The organism is Cryobacterium sp. TMT1-2-2, from assembly GCF_004403505.1.
GTDB lineage: Bacteria > Actinomycetota > Actinomycetes > Actinomycetales > Microbacteriaceae > Cryobacterium > Cryobacterium flavum.
The window spans coordinates 97,785-110,460 of record NZ_SOGS01000026.1 but is presented as its reverse complement, the minus strand read 5'-3'; the positions used below and the strand labels follow the sequence as shown (position 1 = coordinate 110,460).

Here is a 12,676-nt window from a genome sequence, read left to right as displayed (position 1 = left end):
CCTAGATCTTCTGGCCGGCGACGGACGAGCCGCGGCGGAGGTAGACGAAGGCGGTGACACACATCATGACGACGTAGGCCATGGCGAAGGCGTAGATCGCGCTGGAGTAGTCGCCGGTCGTTGTCTTGGAGTGGCCGAGCACCTGCGGGATGATGAATCCGCCGTAGGCTCCGACAGCCGAGATGAGGCCGAGAGCTGCTGCCGTCTTGCGTTGGGTGTTGACGTCACCCGAGTTCTGGTGGGCGTCTTTCACTCCGCTCTTGGCCGAGAACACGCTCGGAATCATACGGTAGGTCGAGCCGTTGCCGATTCCGGTGGCGACGAAGATCAGCAGGAAGCTGCCGAGGAACGCCCAGAAGTTTCCGAGCGGCAGCACCGCGACCACCACGAGGGCACCGACGGCCATGACGCCGAAGGCAGCGACGGTGACGGATGCCCCGCCAAAGCGGTCGGCGAGGCGGCCGCCGGCCGGGCGTGCCAGCGAACCGACCAAGGCGCCGATGAAGGCGAGCGACAGCGAGGCGGACGCGACCTGGAAGGTGGAGTAGGCGGGGAACTGGTCGGCGATGAGCTTCGGGAAGACGCTCGCGAAGCCGATGAAGGAACCGAAGGTGCCGATGTAGAGCACGGCGAGAATCCAGAAGTGCGGCTCCTTCACTGCGGCGATGGATCCGGCGAAGTCGGCCTTGGCGTTGGTGAGGTTGTCCATGTACTTCCAGGCGCCCCACATGGCCACCAGGATGAACGGGATCCAGAACCAGCCGGCGAGCGAGATATTGAGCGTGCCGACAGCGCCGAGGGTGATCACGATCGGCACGATGAGCTGGGCCATCGAAGCGCCGAGGTTGCCGCCGGCCGCGTTCAGGCCGAGCGCGTAGCCCTTCTGACTCTGCGGGTAGAAGTAGGTGATGTTCGACATCGAGCTGGCGAAGTTGCCGCCGCCGAAGCCGGCGAGCGCGGCGACGAACAGCATGACGCCAAACGGGGTGTCCGGGTTGCCGACGCAGAAGCCGAGAGCGATCGACGGGATCAACAGCAGTCCGGCCGAGATGATCGTCCAGTTGCGGCCACCGAACTTGGGGACCAGGAAGGTGTACGGGAAGCGCAGCGTGGCGCCGACGAGGCTCGGCATGGAGATGAGCCAGAACACCTCGGCGGTGGAGAAGGTGAAGCCGGCGGCCGGCAGCGACACGACGACGATGCTCCAGAGCTGCCAGACCACGAAACCGAGGAACTCGGCGAAGATCGACCATTTCAGGTTGCGGGAGGCGATGAGTTTGCCACCCTGTTGCCACTGCTTCTTGTTCTCGGGGTTCCAATTATCGATCCATCGACCCGGACGGTGCACCAGCACCGCCTCATCGGTACTGGGTGCGGTGGTGCCTGGTGCTGATTCAACGGTGCTGGATGTCATCGAAATCCCCTCAGGAGGTGGTGCAGAGCTGCAGGCAGCCCGGGCGGCTTCCCTGCTTCGACGTTAGCCAGCGCGTGTTTCCGGCCAACGTGGCACCCGTTACCTTTCGATCACCAGATCATCACAGGCTGTTCGGTGGGATGTTGGGGCGCTGTTACATGACGGACACATTCCAGGCGTGGCCCGGTGATACGGGCAGCGGATGCCGGGCGTGGCAGAATTGGACGACCTGCGCCCTGCGTATCCGCTGTTTGAAAGGCCCGCACATGACGATCACCGCCGCCGCCGACGGTTCTGCCCTCGGAAACCCCGGACCGGCCGGTTGGGCCTGGTACGTCGACGACTCGTCGTGGGCGGCCGGCGGCTGGAAGCACGCCACCAACAACCAGGGCGAGCTGAAGGCCGTGCTCGAACTGTTTCGCGCGACAGCGCACATCGACGACGACCTGCTGGTGCTGTGCGACAGCCAGTACGTGATCAACTCGGTGACGAAGTGGATGAAGGGCTGGAAGGCCAAGGGCTGGCGCAAGGGCGACGGCAAACCGGTGATGAACCTCGACCTGCTGAAGGAGATCGACGAGGCCATCGCCGGCCGCCGGTACCGCTTCGAATGGGTCAAGGGGCATGTCGGGCATCCGCTCAACGAGGCTGCCGATGAGCGTGCGCGCGGCGCGGCCGAGGCGTTTCAACGCGGTCGGCCGGCACCGGCCGGGCCTGGTTTTGCCGGGGCTGCTGCGGTAGCCGAACCGGTGGTGGGGGCGCGAGCTGCGGCATCCGTCGGGCAGAGCGGCAGGGGCGCGCCGACCCTCACCTCGGGCCGGGTCACCGAGCGGGCCGCCGCTTACTCGCACGACGAGCTGTTCTCGTTCGACGACCTCGGGGATGACATCGGCGAGGACCACCGCGACTTCACCAACCCGCACGGCCCCGACGCGATGCGCAGCACCAGTGAGCTGCACCGGGTGACGCTCTCGCTCAGCGCCGAGGAACACCGGCGCCTGGTGCAGCGCGCTACGGCCCGCGGAGTGACGATCGAGGAGTACCTGCGTGGCCAGATCTGAGCTGCGCTTGCTCGCACCCGGCCGTTGACGGACCAGCCCACAGCGGCCAACCGGGCCGTGAGACCATGGAGCATGACCGTGTCACCCTTTGACCCCGCTCAACTACACGCGTTTGAGACCGCTCTCAGCGAACGCCGGCGTGAACTGAACCTAGAGTCCCAGCGCCTCGCAGACACCTTCGCCGGCGTGCAAAGCTCGCGCAGCGACGGCTCGGCCGACGGCACCCACGACGCTGAGGCGTCCTCGCTGCGCACCGAATGGTCACGCATGTCGGGGTTCCAGGGCGAAGCCGTCGAAGAACTCGCGGCGATCGATCGGGCCCTGCAGCGGATCGTCGACGGCAGCTACGGCCTGTGCGTGCGCGGCGGCGAACGCATTCCGCACGGGCGGCTGGAGATTAAACCGGCCGCTGACCTCTGCATCATGTGCGCGGAGAAAGCCGCTCCGCGCCGCCGCTAGCCCGGCAATCCGTTGCTGGGACTGCTGCGCGATGACCGCCGGTCGGGTACGGCACTGACGGTGATGGACAGGTGCCGCATCCGCTGGGGAGAGCTGGTGGCCGTCACCGGTTTGGCGCCGGGCGACCCTCTGACCAGTTCGACAGGTCATTGGTGCTGCTCGACCCTCGTCGGCGCTTCGGCCACAGCATCAGAGATTTTCTGGGTGCCGAAGTAGGCGGTCAGAATCAGGATCAGTGCTGTTCCGGAGAAGATTCCGTCGAGAATTCCGGCCGGAAGAAGAGAGATCATCAGCGCCATGGTGACGATGCAATTGATGACCGAGAGTGCCAGGCCCCACAGGCGATCGCGCAGAATTCCGATCGCCCCGATCAGTCGCAGGGCACCGAACACTCCGCTCATCACCATCATGAGATAGAGGTTGTCCTGCAGGTACGGCACGATGAACGAGAAATGTTCCGAGATAGTGCCCTGCTCTACCCCGAGCAGGAGCAGGGGAATGACTCCGATGAAGACGCTGAATTCCATCAGTCCGCCCTGCACGATCAGGAGAATTGCGGCCGCCTTGTAGCTCTTCTTCATGTCAGTGCCCCCGGCAGCCAGTCTAGCGAGGGGTCGGCGCTAGTCCGTGTCGGGGTCTGCTCGTCGCGCTCGCCACGATCGGCCACCTCGACCTGGAGAACGTAGGTTTTGCGGTGGTCGCCTTTTTGGCCCTCGCCTGGGTCATAGCCCTCGCCGCCTGGCGGTTCGGCCACGTTGAAGAGAAATGGTCGGCCGGCGAGGGCTCACGCCACGAATGAACGCGGTCAGCGCACCCCGATGAGAGAGCGCAGGCCGAATTCGGAGACGATCGGAATGCCGTAGTCCCGAGCTTTGCCGGTCTTGCCGGTGAGTGACGCCGGGTCCGCGGCCACGAGCAGCCGGGTGCGCAGGGTGACCGCCGTACCCAGGGACAGGCCCCGTGCGACCAATTCCCGGCTCCAGTCGGAGCGGGCACGGGCCATGTCACCGGTCAGCACGACGATGTCGCCCTGCTCCAGCAGCACGGTGTCGATCGATGCGATCGGCAGCTGCACCACCGATGCGGGTGCCGCCAGTGCTGCGGCAACGGCCTCCGGAGCGACGTCGAGCATGCGTGCGACCGCGATCAGATCGGCGGAATCCGCGATGCTGAGAGCTCCGTTCGACCAGGCCACCCGCACGAGATCCTCGAAATAGCGACGGTGCAGCGCGGTGCACTCCGCGGCATTGATGCCACTGAATTCGGCCAGGACCCGAAGTTCATGTGTTTCCCGAGGCCCGAGAACCCGATCGAGCAGGCACAAATCGAGCAGGGCGAGGTAGTCGAGGTGTTCCTCAGGGCCGGTGTAGTCAGGGAGTTTCACGGCCGCGCGGGCCAGGAAGCTCGGTCTTGCCACCACGTCGTGCGGAGTTGACGGGTCGCGCTGCACCCACTCGGCGTCGGTACCCGCCGCAATTCTCGGCCAGGCAGAACGCTCGGCACGGTCAAGCGCGTCGATCCACGGTGCAGCTGTCGGCGAGCCGTGCACGTAGGCGGCCAGCAGGCTCGCGCACGCCACGGCCTGCACCAGAGCACCGGGGCCTGGTCCGATTTCGATGTCATAGGCGGCGCAGCAATCGACGAGGAGCCGACCGGCCCCGGGCAAATACGTGCGGGCCAACTGCATGGTGCAGACCGCCTCCAGTCCGCGCCCGGGGGCGTAGCCAATCAGCTCGAACTCGCGCATCAGAAATCCGGTGACGAACTGGGCGTTGTGCGTCACCAATACCCGGCCGCGCAGCAGATCGACCAGGCGCGGTGCAATCTGCTCGAAGGTCGGCGCGCGAAGCAGTTCGGCCGTGCTGACGCCGTGGTTCGCCACGTCGCCGGCGTTGCTTTCGGGGTTGATCACCGTTTCCCAGCGCTCAGCAATGCGACCACCCTCGTCGAGGTGCACCACGGCGACCTCGACGACCCGATCCCGCTGATACGGGAACAGTCCGGTGGTTTTCAAACATATAACGGCGTATCCACGTTCGGGCATGGTCACACTCCACAATCTTGTGTTGTGAAGTTATCCGCAAACCCCGCTCGACGCGACAGCCCGTTCGGGGGCTTGAGGGTTTTACCGCGCACTGCTTTAATTCCTAGTTGGTCGCAGTAGTCTTCCTGGCCGAGTTTTTCGGCGGCAACAGGGTGTCGGCTTCCTCGAGTGACATTCCGTTGGTTTCGGGCACTTTGCGCAACACGAACCAGAACGAGAGCCCGGCGAACAGAGCGTAGAGCCCGTAGGTGATCGGCAGGGACACATCCGCCATCGGGGGGAAGCTGACCGTGATGAGAAAATTCGCGATCCACTGGGCGGCCGCGGCCAACCCGAGGGCCTTGGCGCGAATGGAGTTGGGGAACATTTCACCGAGGAGCACCCACACCACCGGTCCCCAGGACGCTCCGAACGAGATCACGAATAGGTTCGCGGCAACCAGCGCGATCGGGGCCCAGGCCCCGGGCAGGCTGAGTTCACCGTCGACAGTGACCGACTGGCTGAACGCGACCGCCATTGTGGCGAGCGACACCGTCATACCGATGGACCCGGCCAGCAGAATTGGTCGCCGTCCGATCCTGTCGACCAGGGCGATCGCGACCAGGGTGACCAGGATGTTGGTCACACTGGTGATCACCGAGATGGTAAGTGAGTTCGATTCCGCGAAACCGACCGCCGACCACAGGGTGGTCGAGTAGTAGAAGATCACGTTGATGCCGACGAACTGCTGGAACACCGAGAGGATGATGCCGACCCAGACAATCGGCTTGAGACCGAACGCTCTGCCGCGCAGCGAACCGGACTTGTGCGAGCGGGCATCGACCTCGATCGAGCGGCGCATGTCGCGAATCTCCCGGTCCACGTCACCGCTCGGCCAGAGCCGGGTGAAGACGGCGCGGGCATCCGTTTCTTTGTCTTTCAGAATGAGAAAACGTGGAGATTCCGGCAGGATGAACGCGATACCGCCGTAGACGATGGCGGGTACGGCACCGGCCAGGAACATCCAGCGCCAGGCTTCGAGGCCGAACCAGAACTCGCTGCCGGCGCCGCCCGCGCTCTCGGCGAACACGGCGTCGGAGAGCAGGGCCGTGAAGATTCCGAGGGTGATCGCGAGCTGCTGCAACGAGCCGAGCCGGCCGCGCATCTGTCGGGGTGAAATTTCGGCGATGTAGGCCGGTGCGACAACGGATGCGAGACCGATACCGAGTCCGCCGACCACCCGCCAGACGATCAGGTCGACGACGCCGAACGCGAAGCCGGAGCCGATCGAGCTGATCAGGAACACGACGCCGCCGAGCACCATCATGGGGATGCGTCCGTAGCGGTCGGCGAAGCGCCCACCGAAGAATGCTCCGGCCGCGGCGCCGAGCAACGCGCACGCTACCGCGAAACCTGTCAAAGTGGCGTTTAGCCCGAATTCCTGCTGCACCGCATTGACCGCGCCGTTGATGACCGAAGAATCGAACCCGAACAGAAACCCGCCGAGGGCACCGGCGACGGCCAGCGCGATGACTTTTCTGTTGGTACTGGGTGCTGCCAGATCAGTTGCCTTCACGGACGCGGTCATCGTGTTGTGTATCCCTTGTTCACCTGACTAGCCTACTTCGGGTGTCAGCGGATGTCGTGCCGGGCAGGCAATGAGCGGGTGCGCACCAGCCCGAACCGGCTCCACCGCCGTAATGACGGGATTCGAACTGGTCTCGCTCGGGTTTTCCACGAACATGTTCCATGTTGCGAAGAACTTCGAAACTCACCGCTTGTGCCGCCGTCGTTCGCGGCGGGCGTCCAGCGAGGCGGGGCTATCATCCGAGAATGGGCAGATTCACGGACAGCTGGCGCTCGCACCTCCTGGTGACGCTCTCGGGGAACAGCGAAGGTCGGCCGAAATGGGTCGGCCAGATCGCCACCGGCGACGATGCCGGCTACTTCGGCCCTGGCAGTGCCGCTTGGGCCGTTCACGGGGGCATGGCGACCATGGTCGCCGGCATTCGCGCGCTGCTCATGCAGACCCTGCACCCGGGCGCTATGGCCGGCGTGCACGACTGGTCCCGGTATCACGAAGACCCTCTCGGCCGTCTCTCCGGCACCATTCAGTGGCTCATCACGGTGACTTTCGCCGATACCGTCGTCGCCCAGCGGGAATCCGGTCGGGTCGCCCATTTTCACGACCGGGTGAGCGGCACCTACCTCGACGCCCGTGGCGAGGAACGCCCCTATGCCGCGGGTGATCCCGAGCTGTTGTCGTGGGTGCACGTCGTCTTCACTGACGCTTTTCTGCAATCCCATCTGCTCTGGGGCGACGCGATTCCGGGCGGCGCCGACCGCTACGTCAACGAATGGGCCACGGCCGGCGAACTCATCGGAGTGCAGAATGCACCGCATTCGGCCGACGAACTCGCCGCCCAGCTCGAGGGATTTCGCAGCGCCGGCACCCTGAAAAGTGACGCGCGCGTCGCGGAAGCCGTGCGGTTCATCCGCTACCCGCCGCTCAGCCGCGGCATGCTGCCGTTCTACCGCATCATGTTCGCCGGCGCCGTGGCGTCGATCCCGCGCGAGTATCGCGACATGCTGGGCCTCAAGCGGTCTCGTCTGCCTGTTGTTTTAGGTACCCGGCTCGTTCTCGGGGTGGTGGGCACCCTGCTCGGTCCCTCTTCAACCTCAGAGGATGCCGCCCGCGCGCGGCTCGAGCGCATCAATGGTGCCGACGAGCTGACCGCGTGAGCCGGCGGCCCGCTACACCTCGGGTGCGAAGAAGGCCGCCGTTGCCGCGGCGAGCGCCTGCGGATCGTTGACGTGGCACAGCTCCCGGGCCGAGTGCATCGACAAGAGCGGCACGCCAACGTCGACCACACGGATACCCAGCCGGGTGGCGGTCAGCGGTCCGATCGTTGAGCCGCAGGGAACCGTGTTGTTGGAGACGAATTCCTGGTAGTCGACGCCCGCCTGGGCGCAGGTGCGGGCCCAGAGGGCGGCGCCGTGGGCATCCGTTGCGTAGCGCTGGTTGGCATTGATCTTCAGCAGCGGGCCGCCGCCGAGAATGGGCTGGTTGGCCGGATCGTGGCGCTCGGGATAGTTCGGGTGCACGGCGTGTCCGGCGTCGGCCGACAGGCACCACGATTGGGCGTAGGCCTGCAGGCGATCAGAGTCGGTAGCGCCGAGGCCGTGGCCGATGCGGGTGAGAATGTCGTCCAGCAGCGGTCCGCTCGCTCCGGAACGCGACTGCGAACCGAGTTCCTCGTGGTCGAATGCGGCGAGCACGCTGATCGAGCCGCCCGATTTCTGGTGGCTGGTCGCGATGAGGGCGTGCAGGCCGGCGTAGACCGAGGAAAGGTTGTCGAGGCGTCCGGCGGCGAACAGCTCGTTACCCAGCCCGAAGGTTGCGGGCGGCTGGGTGTCGTTGCTGAGGATGTCGTAACCGGCAACATCCGCTGCCTTGAGCCCAGCCAGACCGGCCAGGTGGGCGAGCAGGTCAGCCTCGGATGCCTCGCCGACACCGAAGACGGGCGTGAGGTGACGTTGCCGATCGAGAGTGAGGCCGTTGTTGACCTCGCGGTCGAGGTGCACAGCGAGCTGCGGGATGCGCAGGAACGGCCCGGTACGCACGAGGTGCTCGGTGCCATCCTGCGTGACCAGCCGGCCGGCTAATTCGAGCTCACGGTCGAGCCAGGAGTTCTGCAGCGGCCCGCCGTAAACCTCGACGCCGGCCTGCAGCCAGCCGTGCGAGCCGATCGTGGGCTTCGGCTTGAGTTTGAAACTCGGGGAGTCGGTGTGGGCGCCGAGAATGCGAAACGGCGTCGTGGGCCCGGCATCGGCCGGCTGCGACCAGGCAATCACGGCGCCGTCGCGCACGACGTAGCAGTCGGTGGCGGCATCGGTCCACGCCTCCGACTCGCTCAGCCGGGTGAAACCGGCCGCATCGAGCCGCCGGGCGACTTCAGCGGCGGCGTGATATGACGACGGTGACGCTTGCAGAAAAACGGAGAAATCAGCGATGTAGTCCGGTGTGGCATCCATTCATCCATCCAACCACCCGCGCAGACAAACGGATGCCGCGGCCGGCTACCTACTCGGCGGGCGCGTCATCCGGTGCGTCGGCCTGCAATGCAGCGCGCGCGAAGGCCGCGCCACCGACCGTGACGGTGCCGCGGTCGCCGTGCCAGGCCTCGGTCGGCTCGAACGCGCCGAGCCGGTCGAGCAGGCGCCATTTGGTGTCGACGAGGTGCCAGACCGATTCCGTCGTCGGTTCCTGGCCGTCGGACTGGACCCAGCCCAGCGATCCGAGCGCGCGAGACAGGGTCGTGAGGTAGTCCTCGCGGCGAGCCAGCCCGCGGGTCGCGACGAAGAGCAGCAGCAGGCGGGTGGCGTCAGCGACGGCGGGCGTGCGGCTGGAGTGAATGGTGCGGGCGAGATGCCACCAGAGTTGTCGGGGAGAGCCGGACAGGGCGGCGCCCTTTTTGGTGAGCACCAGCATTCCCTTGCTGACCCGCAGCAGTCCGACATCGCGCAGGTGCCCGCGCAGCTCCTGCAGCGGTCGCAGGTGCACCTCGCGGTTGACGCTGATCGGCCAGCCCCAGTCGAGCTCGACGGAGGCTTCAACGACGACCGCGGGCGGCAGGTGCCCGGCTTTGGTCAAGCGGATGCCGTCGGCCCCGACCCGGGTCAGAATCCACTGCGCCGGGGCCACCATGCGCGCCATGGCCCGCTCCTGCAACAGCACCGCATCTTTCACGCGGGCCTGCCCGATGAGTCGTCGGAAACCGACGACGGCCTGTTCCGGCAGTCGCGTTTCGATCTCCTGAATCACGTTCACCCACCGAGCCTACTGAGCGATCCCGCCGGAACGCGACGGATGCCCCGCGACACGCGCCAGTGACCAGCGAGAGCAGTGAGAATCTGAGGAGGTTGCAGAGGATTGCCGCTGGCAACACACTGGAGCCATGGCTAATGAATGGCGCCGCGTCGTCGCAGCTCTCGCCCATCCGGATCGCAGAGCCGTGTGGGCAGAAGCGGTGCTCCGCGGGTCAGGCGCTCTGACCGAGCCCAGAACGGTGAAAGCCGCCGCCGCGCTGCGGGACGCAGGATTACTCGATGATGACGGCGATGCTGTCACCGCGGTGTTCGGTGAGCTGCTCGCGAGCGAACCCGAGGTGCGACGCGAGGGTGTCGAACGGTTCATTCAGCATGGGCGAATCGAGCGGTACCCGGCGAAGCAGCCTGATCGTGACGAACTACTGGGATGGGTCGCCGCTGCGCTGCCACCAGAGCGAATGTCGGAACGCGAGTTGGGCATCCGTCTCGCGTTGGTCGTGGACGACGTCGTCACCCTGCGCCGGTATCTCGTCGACGCGGGGCTGGTCTCTCGCACGCCGGATGGTGCGGTCTACCAGGTCGTGCAGCGCCCCGCAGCGTCGGCGGCATCTGGCACCCTTGAAGGATGACCGACACCCGCGCATCCGCTCTGGCTATTCTGCGTACGCTCGTGGGGCGAGACGACGCCTCCTGGCACGACGGACAGTACGAGGCCATCGAAACCCTGGTAGACCACCGCCGCCGCGCCCTCGTGGTGCAGCGCACCGGGTGGGGAAAATCGGCCGTGTATTTTGTGGCCACGCTGCTGCTTCGACGCCAGGGCGCCGGCCCGACCATTCTGGTCTCTCCGCTCCTGGCGCTGATGCGCGACCAGGTGGCCGCTGCGGCCCGGGCCGGGGTGCGTGCGGTGTCGATCAACTCGTCGAACGCGCACGAGTGGAGCGATGTGCTGCGCCAGCTCGACGCCGATGAGGTCGACGTGTTGCTGGTGTCGCCGGAACGACTGAACAATCCGTCCTTTCGGGATGAGCAGCTGCCCGCCCTGATCGCCCGTGTGGGCCTGCTCGTGGTCGACGAAGCACACTGCATCTCGGACTGGGGCCACGACTTTCGCCCGGACTATCGCCGCCTGCGCGAGCTGATCGCGCAGATGCCGACGGGCGTCCCGGTGCTCGCCACCACGGCCACCGCCAACAGCAGGGTCGTGCAGGATGTCGCGGAGCAGGTGGGTATGGTCGCCACCGGCTTCAACGATGCTGGCACCACGGCGGGCACGGCCGAGGTCGTCACCATTCGCGGCCCGCTCGCCCGGTCGTCGCTGCGACTCGGGGTGCTGCGCCTGCCCGATTCGCGGGCCCGGCTGGCCTGGCTGCTCAGCCACCTCGGTGACTTGCCGGGCAGCGGCATCATTTATACCCTCACGGTCGCGGCCGCCGAGGACACCGCGCGGCTGCTCCGCGAAGCCGGTCACGCCGTGCGTGCGTACACCGGCCAGACCGACACGGCCGAACGCGAGGAATCCGAGGGGCTGCTCAAGACCAACCAGGTCAAGGCGCTCATCGCCACGAGCGCCCTCGGGATGGGCTTCGACAAACCCGACCTCGGCTTCGTGCTGCACCTCGGCGCGCCGTCCTCCCCCGTGGCGTATTACCAGCAGGTCGGCCGTGCCGGCCGGGCCACGGCGTCGGCCGATGTGTTGCTGCTGCCCGGAGCCGAAGACGAGGCCATCTGGCACTATTTCGCCACCGCCTCGATGCCCAACCAGGCCAAGGCCCTCGCCGTGATCGGCGCACTCGAAGCCGCCGGAGCTCCCCTGTCGACGCCGGCGCTCGAAGCCCGGGTCGACCTTCGACGTACGCCGCTCGAGCTGCTGCTCAAGGTGCTCGACGTAGACGGCGCCGTGCACCGGGTCAAGGGTGGCTGGCAGTCCACCGGGCAGCCCTGGGTCTACGACCAGGAACGCTACGAACGCATCGCGGCCGCCAGGCTCGGCGAGCAGCAGGCCATGCTCGAATTTGAGAACACCACGAGATGCCGCATGGAATTTCTGCAGCGAGCCCTCGACGACGACAGCGCAGTGGCCTGCGGTCGCTGCGACAACTGCCAGGGCGTGTGGTATCCAAGCGATGTGGCTGACGACGCCGCTGCGACGGCCGCGAAATCGCTCGACCGGGTCGGCGTCGCCATCGACGTACGCGCCCAGTGGCCCACCGGCATGAACAACCTGGGCGTCGCGGCGACCGGAAAGATTGCGCTCGGCGATCGCGCCGAGCCCGGCCGCGCGCTGGCCCGACTGACCGACCTGGGCTGGGGTGGTCCCCTGCGCGACCTGTTCGAGACGCAAGGCACGGATGCCGCCGCCCCGCCGGCCATGCTGGCCGCCTGTGTGCGCGTGCTCGCCGAGTGGGGGTGGGCCGACCGGCCGGTGGCCATCGTCGGGGTGCCGTCGCAGCGGCATCCGTTGTTGATTGATTCGGTGGCAGCGTCACTCGCTAGTATCGGTCGGCTGCCGTGGCTCGGCGCCCTGAGTTGGGCGAACGGCGGCCCCACCGGCGAGCCGGGCGGCAACAGTGCCTACCGGCTGTCGAGCGTGTGGGATCGCTTCGCTGTGGGCCCCGAGCTGGCCGAGGCCCTGGCCCCGTTCGCCGGCCGCCCCATTCTGCTCATCGACGACCTGGCCGACAGCCGCTGGACCCTGACCGTGGCGAGCCGCGTACTGCGCCAGCACGGAGTTTCGGCGGTACTGCCGTTCACCCTGGCCCTGCGCTCCTAGCCTGCGGTCTGAGCGGCCGGCAGATAGGCCGAGTGCGCCGCTTCATTGAACGTAACCGGAATATTCCCGGCAACCAGCGCCTTGTTACTCTGGGGACGCCGCTACCCGCGGCCTCC

At 66.6% G+C, this 12,676-nt stretch carries 11 protein-coding genes; 5 read left to right on the top strand and 6 right to left on the bottom strand.

Features of this window, described 5'->3' with window-relative positions:
- Window position 1: 1 nt before the first annotated feature.
- Window positions 2-1,414 carry an MFS transporter gene (locus tag E3T35_RS17060; protein ID WP_134380233.1) on the bottom strand — a complete coding sequence of 471 codons (1,413 nt, stop codon included), beginning with the start codon at window positions 1,412-1,414 and terminating at the stop codon, window positions 2-4.
- Window positions 1,415-1,680: 266 nt separating this feature from the next.
- Between E3T35_RS17060 and E3T35_RS17055 the strand changes: the two genes are divergently transcribed.
- Together E3T35_RS17055 and E3T35_RS17050 are read left to right on the top strand one after the other, a co-directional pair.
- Window positions 1,681-2,475: an RNase H family protein gene (locus E3T35_RS17055; protein WP_134380231.1), complete on the top strand. Its 795-nt coding sequence runs from the start codon at window positions 1,681-1,683 to the stop codon at window positions 2,473-2,475.
- A 78-nt stretch (window positions 2,476-2,553) separates the two neighbouring features.
- Window positions 2,554-2,934, top strand: coding sequence for a TraR/DksA C4-type zinc finger protein (locus tag E3T35_RS17050; protein ID WP_166789997.1), 381 nt, complete (start codon window positions 2,554-2,556; stop codon window positions 2,932-2,934).
- A gap of 146 nt (window positions 2,935-3,080) precedes the next feature.
- Here the strand turns inward: E3T35_RS17050 and E3T35_RS17040 are convergent, their stop codons facing one another.
- The 3 genes from E3T35_RS17040 to E3T35_RS17030 all read right to left on the bottom strand — a co-directional run bounded on the left by E3T35_RS17040 (window position 3,081) and on the right by E3T35_RS17030 (window position 6,545).
- The gene (locus E3T35_RS17040) at window positions 3,081-3,515 is read right to left on the bottom strand and encodes a hypothetical protein (RefSeq protein ID WP_134380225.1); all 435 of its coding nucleotides are present in this window, start codon (window positions 3,513-3,515) and stop codon (window positions 3,081-3,083) included.
- A gap of 224 nt (window positions 3,516-3,739) precedes the next feature.
- Window positions 3,740-4,978: an exonuclease domain-containing protein gene (locus E3T35_RS17035; protein WP_134380223.1), complete on the bottom strand. Its 1,239-nt coding sequence runs from the start codon at window positions 4,976-4,978 to the stop codon at window positions 3,740-3,742.
- A gap of 103 nt (window positions 4,979-5,081) precedes the next feature.
- Entirely contained in the window at window positions 5,082-6,545 is a 1,464-nt protein-coding gene (locus E3T35_RS17030) for a sugar porter family MFS transporter (protein WP_134346386.1), read from the bottom strand.
- Window positions 6,546-6,790: 245 nt separating this feature from the next.
- Here E3T35_RS17030 and E3T35_RS17025 point away from each other — a divergent pair, with 245 nt between their 5' ends.
- Window positions 6,791-7,699: an oxygenase MpaB family protein gene (locus E3T35_RS17025; RefSeq protein WP_134346387.1), complete on the top strand. Its 909-nt coding sequence runs from the start codon at window positions 6,791-6,793 to the stop codon at window positions 7,697-7,699.
- 12 nt (window positions 7,700-7,711) lie between these two features.
- Here the strand turns inward: E3T35_RS17025 and E3T35_RS17020 are convergent, their stop codons facing one another.
- Window positions 7,712-8,992: a M18 family aminopeptidase gene (locus E3T35_RS17020; protein ID WP_134346388.1), complete on the bottom strand. Its 1,281-nt coding sequence runs from the start codon at window positions 8,990-8,992 to the stop codon at window positions 7,712-7,714.
- 49 nt (window positions 8,993-9,041) lie between these two features.
- Window positions 9,042-9,788: a hypothetical protein gene (locus tag E3T35_RS17015; RefSeq protein WP_134380221.1), complete on the bottom strand. Its 747-nt coding sequence runs from the start codon at window positions 9,786-9,788 to the stop codon at window positions 9,042-9,044.
- Between the two features lie 127 nt (window positions 9,789-9,915).
- Between E3T35_RS17015 and E3T35_RS17010 the strand changes: the two genes are divergently transcribed.
- Both E3T35_RS17010 and E3T35_RS17005 read left to right on the top strand, forming a co-directional pair.
- Window positions 9,916-10,416 carry a DUF2087 domain-containing protein gene (locus E3T35_RS17010; RefSeq protein ID WP_134346390.1) on the top strand — a complete coding sequence of 167 codons (501 nt, stop codon included), beginning with the start codon at window positions 9,916-9,918 and terminating at the stop codon, window positions 10,414-10,416.
- Window positions 10,413-12,560, top strand: a complete 2,148-nt coding sequence (locus tag E3T35_RS17005) for an ATP-dependent DNA helicase RecQ (RefSeq protein ID WP_134380219.1) — start codon at window positions 10,413-10,415, stop codon at window positions 12,558-12,560. The genes E3T35_RS17010 and E3T35_RS17005 overlap by 4 nt, the downstream gene beginning before the upstream one ends.
- Window positions 12,561-12,676 lie beyond the last annotated feature (116 nt).

What these genes read in the sequence shown, in the direction of transcription:
- E3T35_RS17060 (WP_134380233.1), bottom strand. Translation starts at nt 1,414, where the DNA reads ATGACATCCAGCACCGTTGAATCAGCACCAGGCACCACCGCACCCAGT.
- E3T35_RS17055 (WP_134380231.1), top strand. Translation starts at nt 1,681, where the DNA reads ATGACGATCACCGCCGCCGCCGACGGTTCTGCCCTCGGAAACCCCGGA.
- E3T35_RS17040 (WP_134380225.1), bottom strand. Translation starts at nt 3,515, where the DNA reads ATGAAGAAGAGCTACAAGGCGGCCGCAATTCTCCTGATCGTGCAGGGC.
- E3T35_RS17035 (WP_134380223.1), bottom strand. Translation starts at nt 4,978, where the DNA reads ATGCCCGAACGTGGATACGCCGTTATATGTTTGAAAACCACCGGACTG.
- E3T35_RS17030 (WP_134346386.1), bottom strand. Translation starts at nt 6,545, where the DNA reads ATGACCGCGTCCGTGAAGGCAACTGATCTGGCAGCACCCAGTACCAAC.
- E3T35_RS17025 (WP_134346387.1), top strand. Translation starts at nt 6,791, where the DNA reads ATGGGCAGATTCACGGACAGCTGGCGCTCGCACCTCCTGGTGACGCTC.
- E3T35_RS17020 (WP_134346388.1), bottom strand. Translation starts at nt 8,992, where the DNA reads ATGGATGCCACACCGGACTACATCGCTGATTTCTCCGTTTTTCTGCAA.
- E3T35_RS17010 (WP_134346390.1), top strand. Translation starts at nt 9,916, where the DNA reads ATGGCTAATGAATGGCGCCGCGTCGTCGCAGCTCTCGCCCATCCGGAT.
- E3T35_RS17005 (WP_134380219.1), top strand. Translation starts at nt 10,413, where the DNA reads ATGACCGACACCCGCGCATCCGCTCTGGCTATTCTGCGTACGCTCGTG.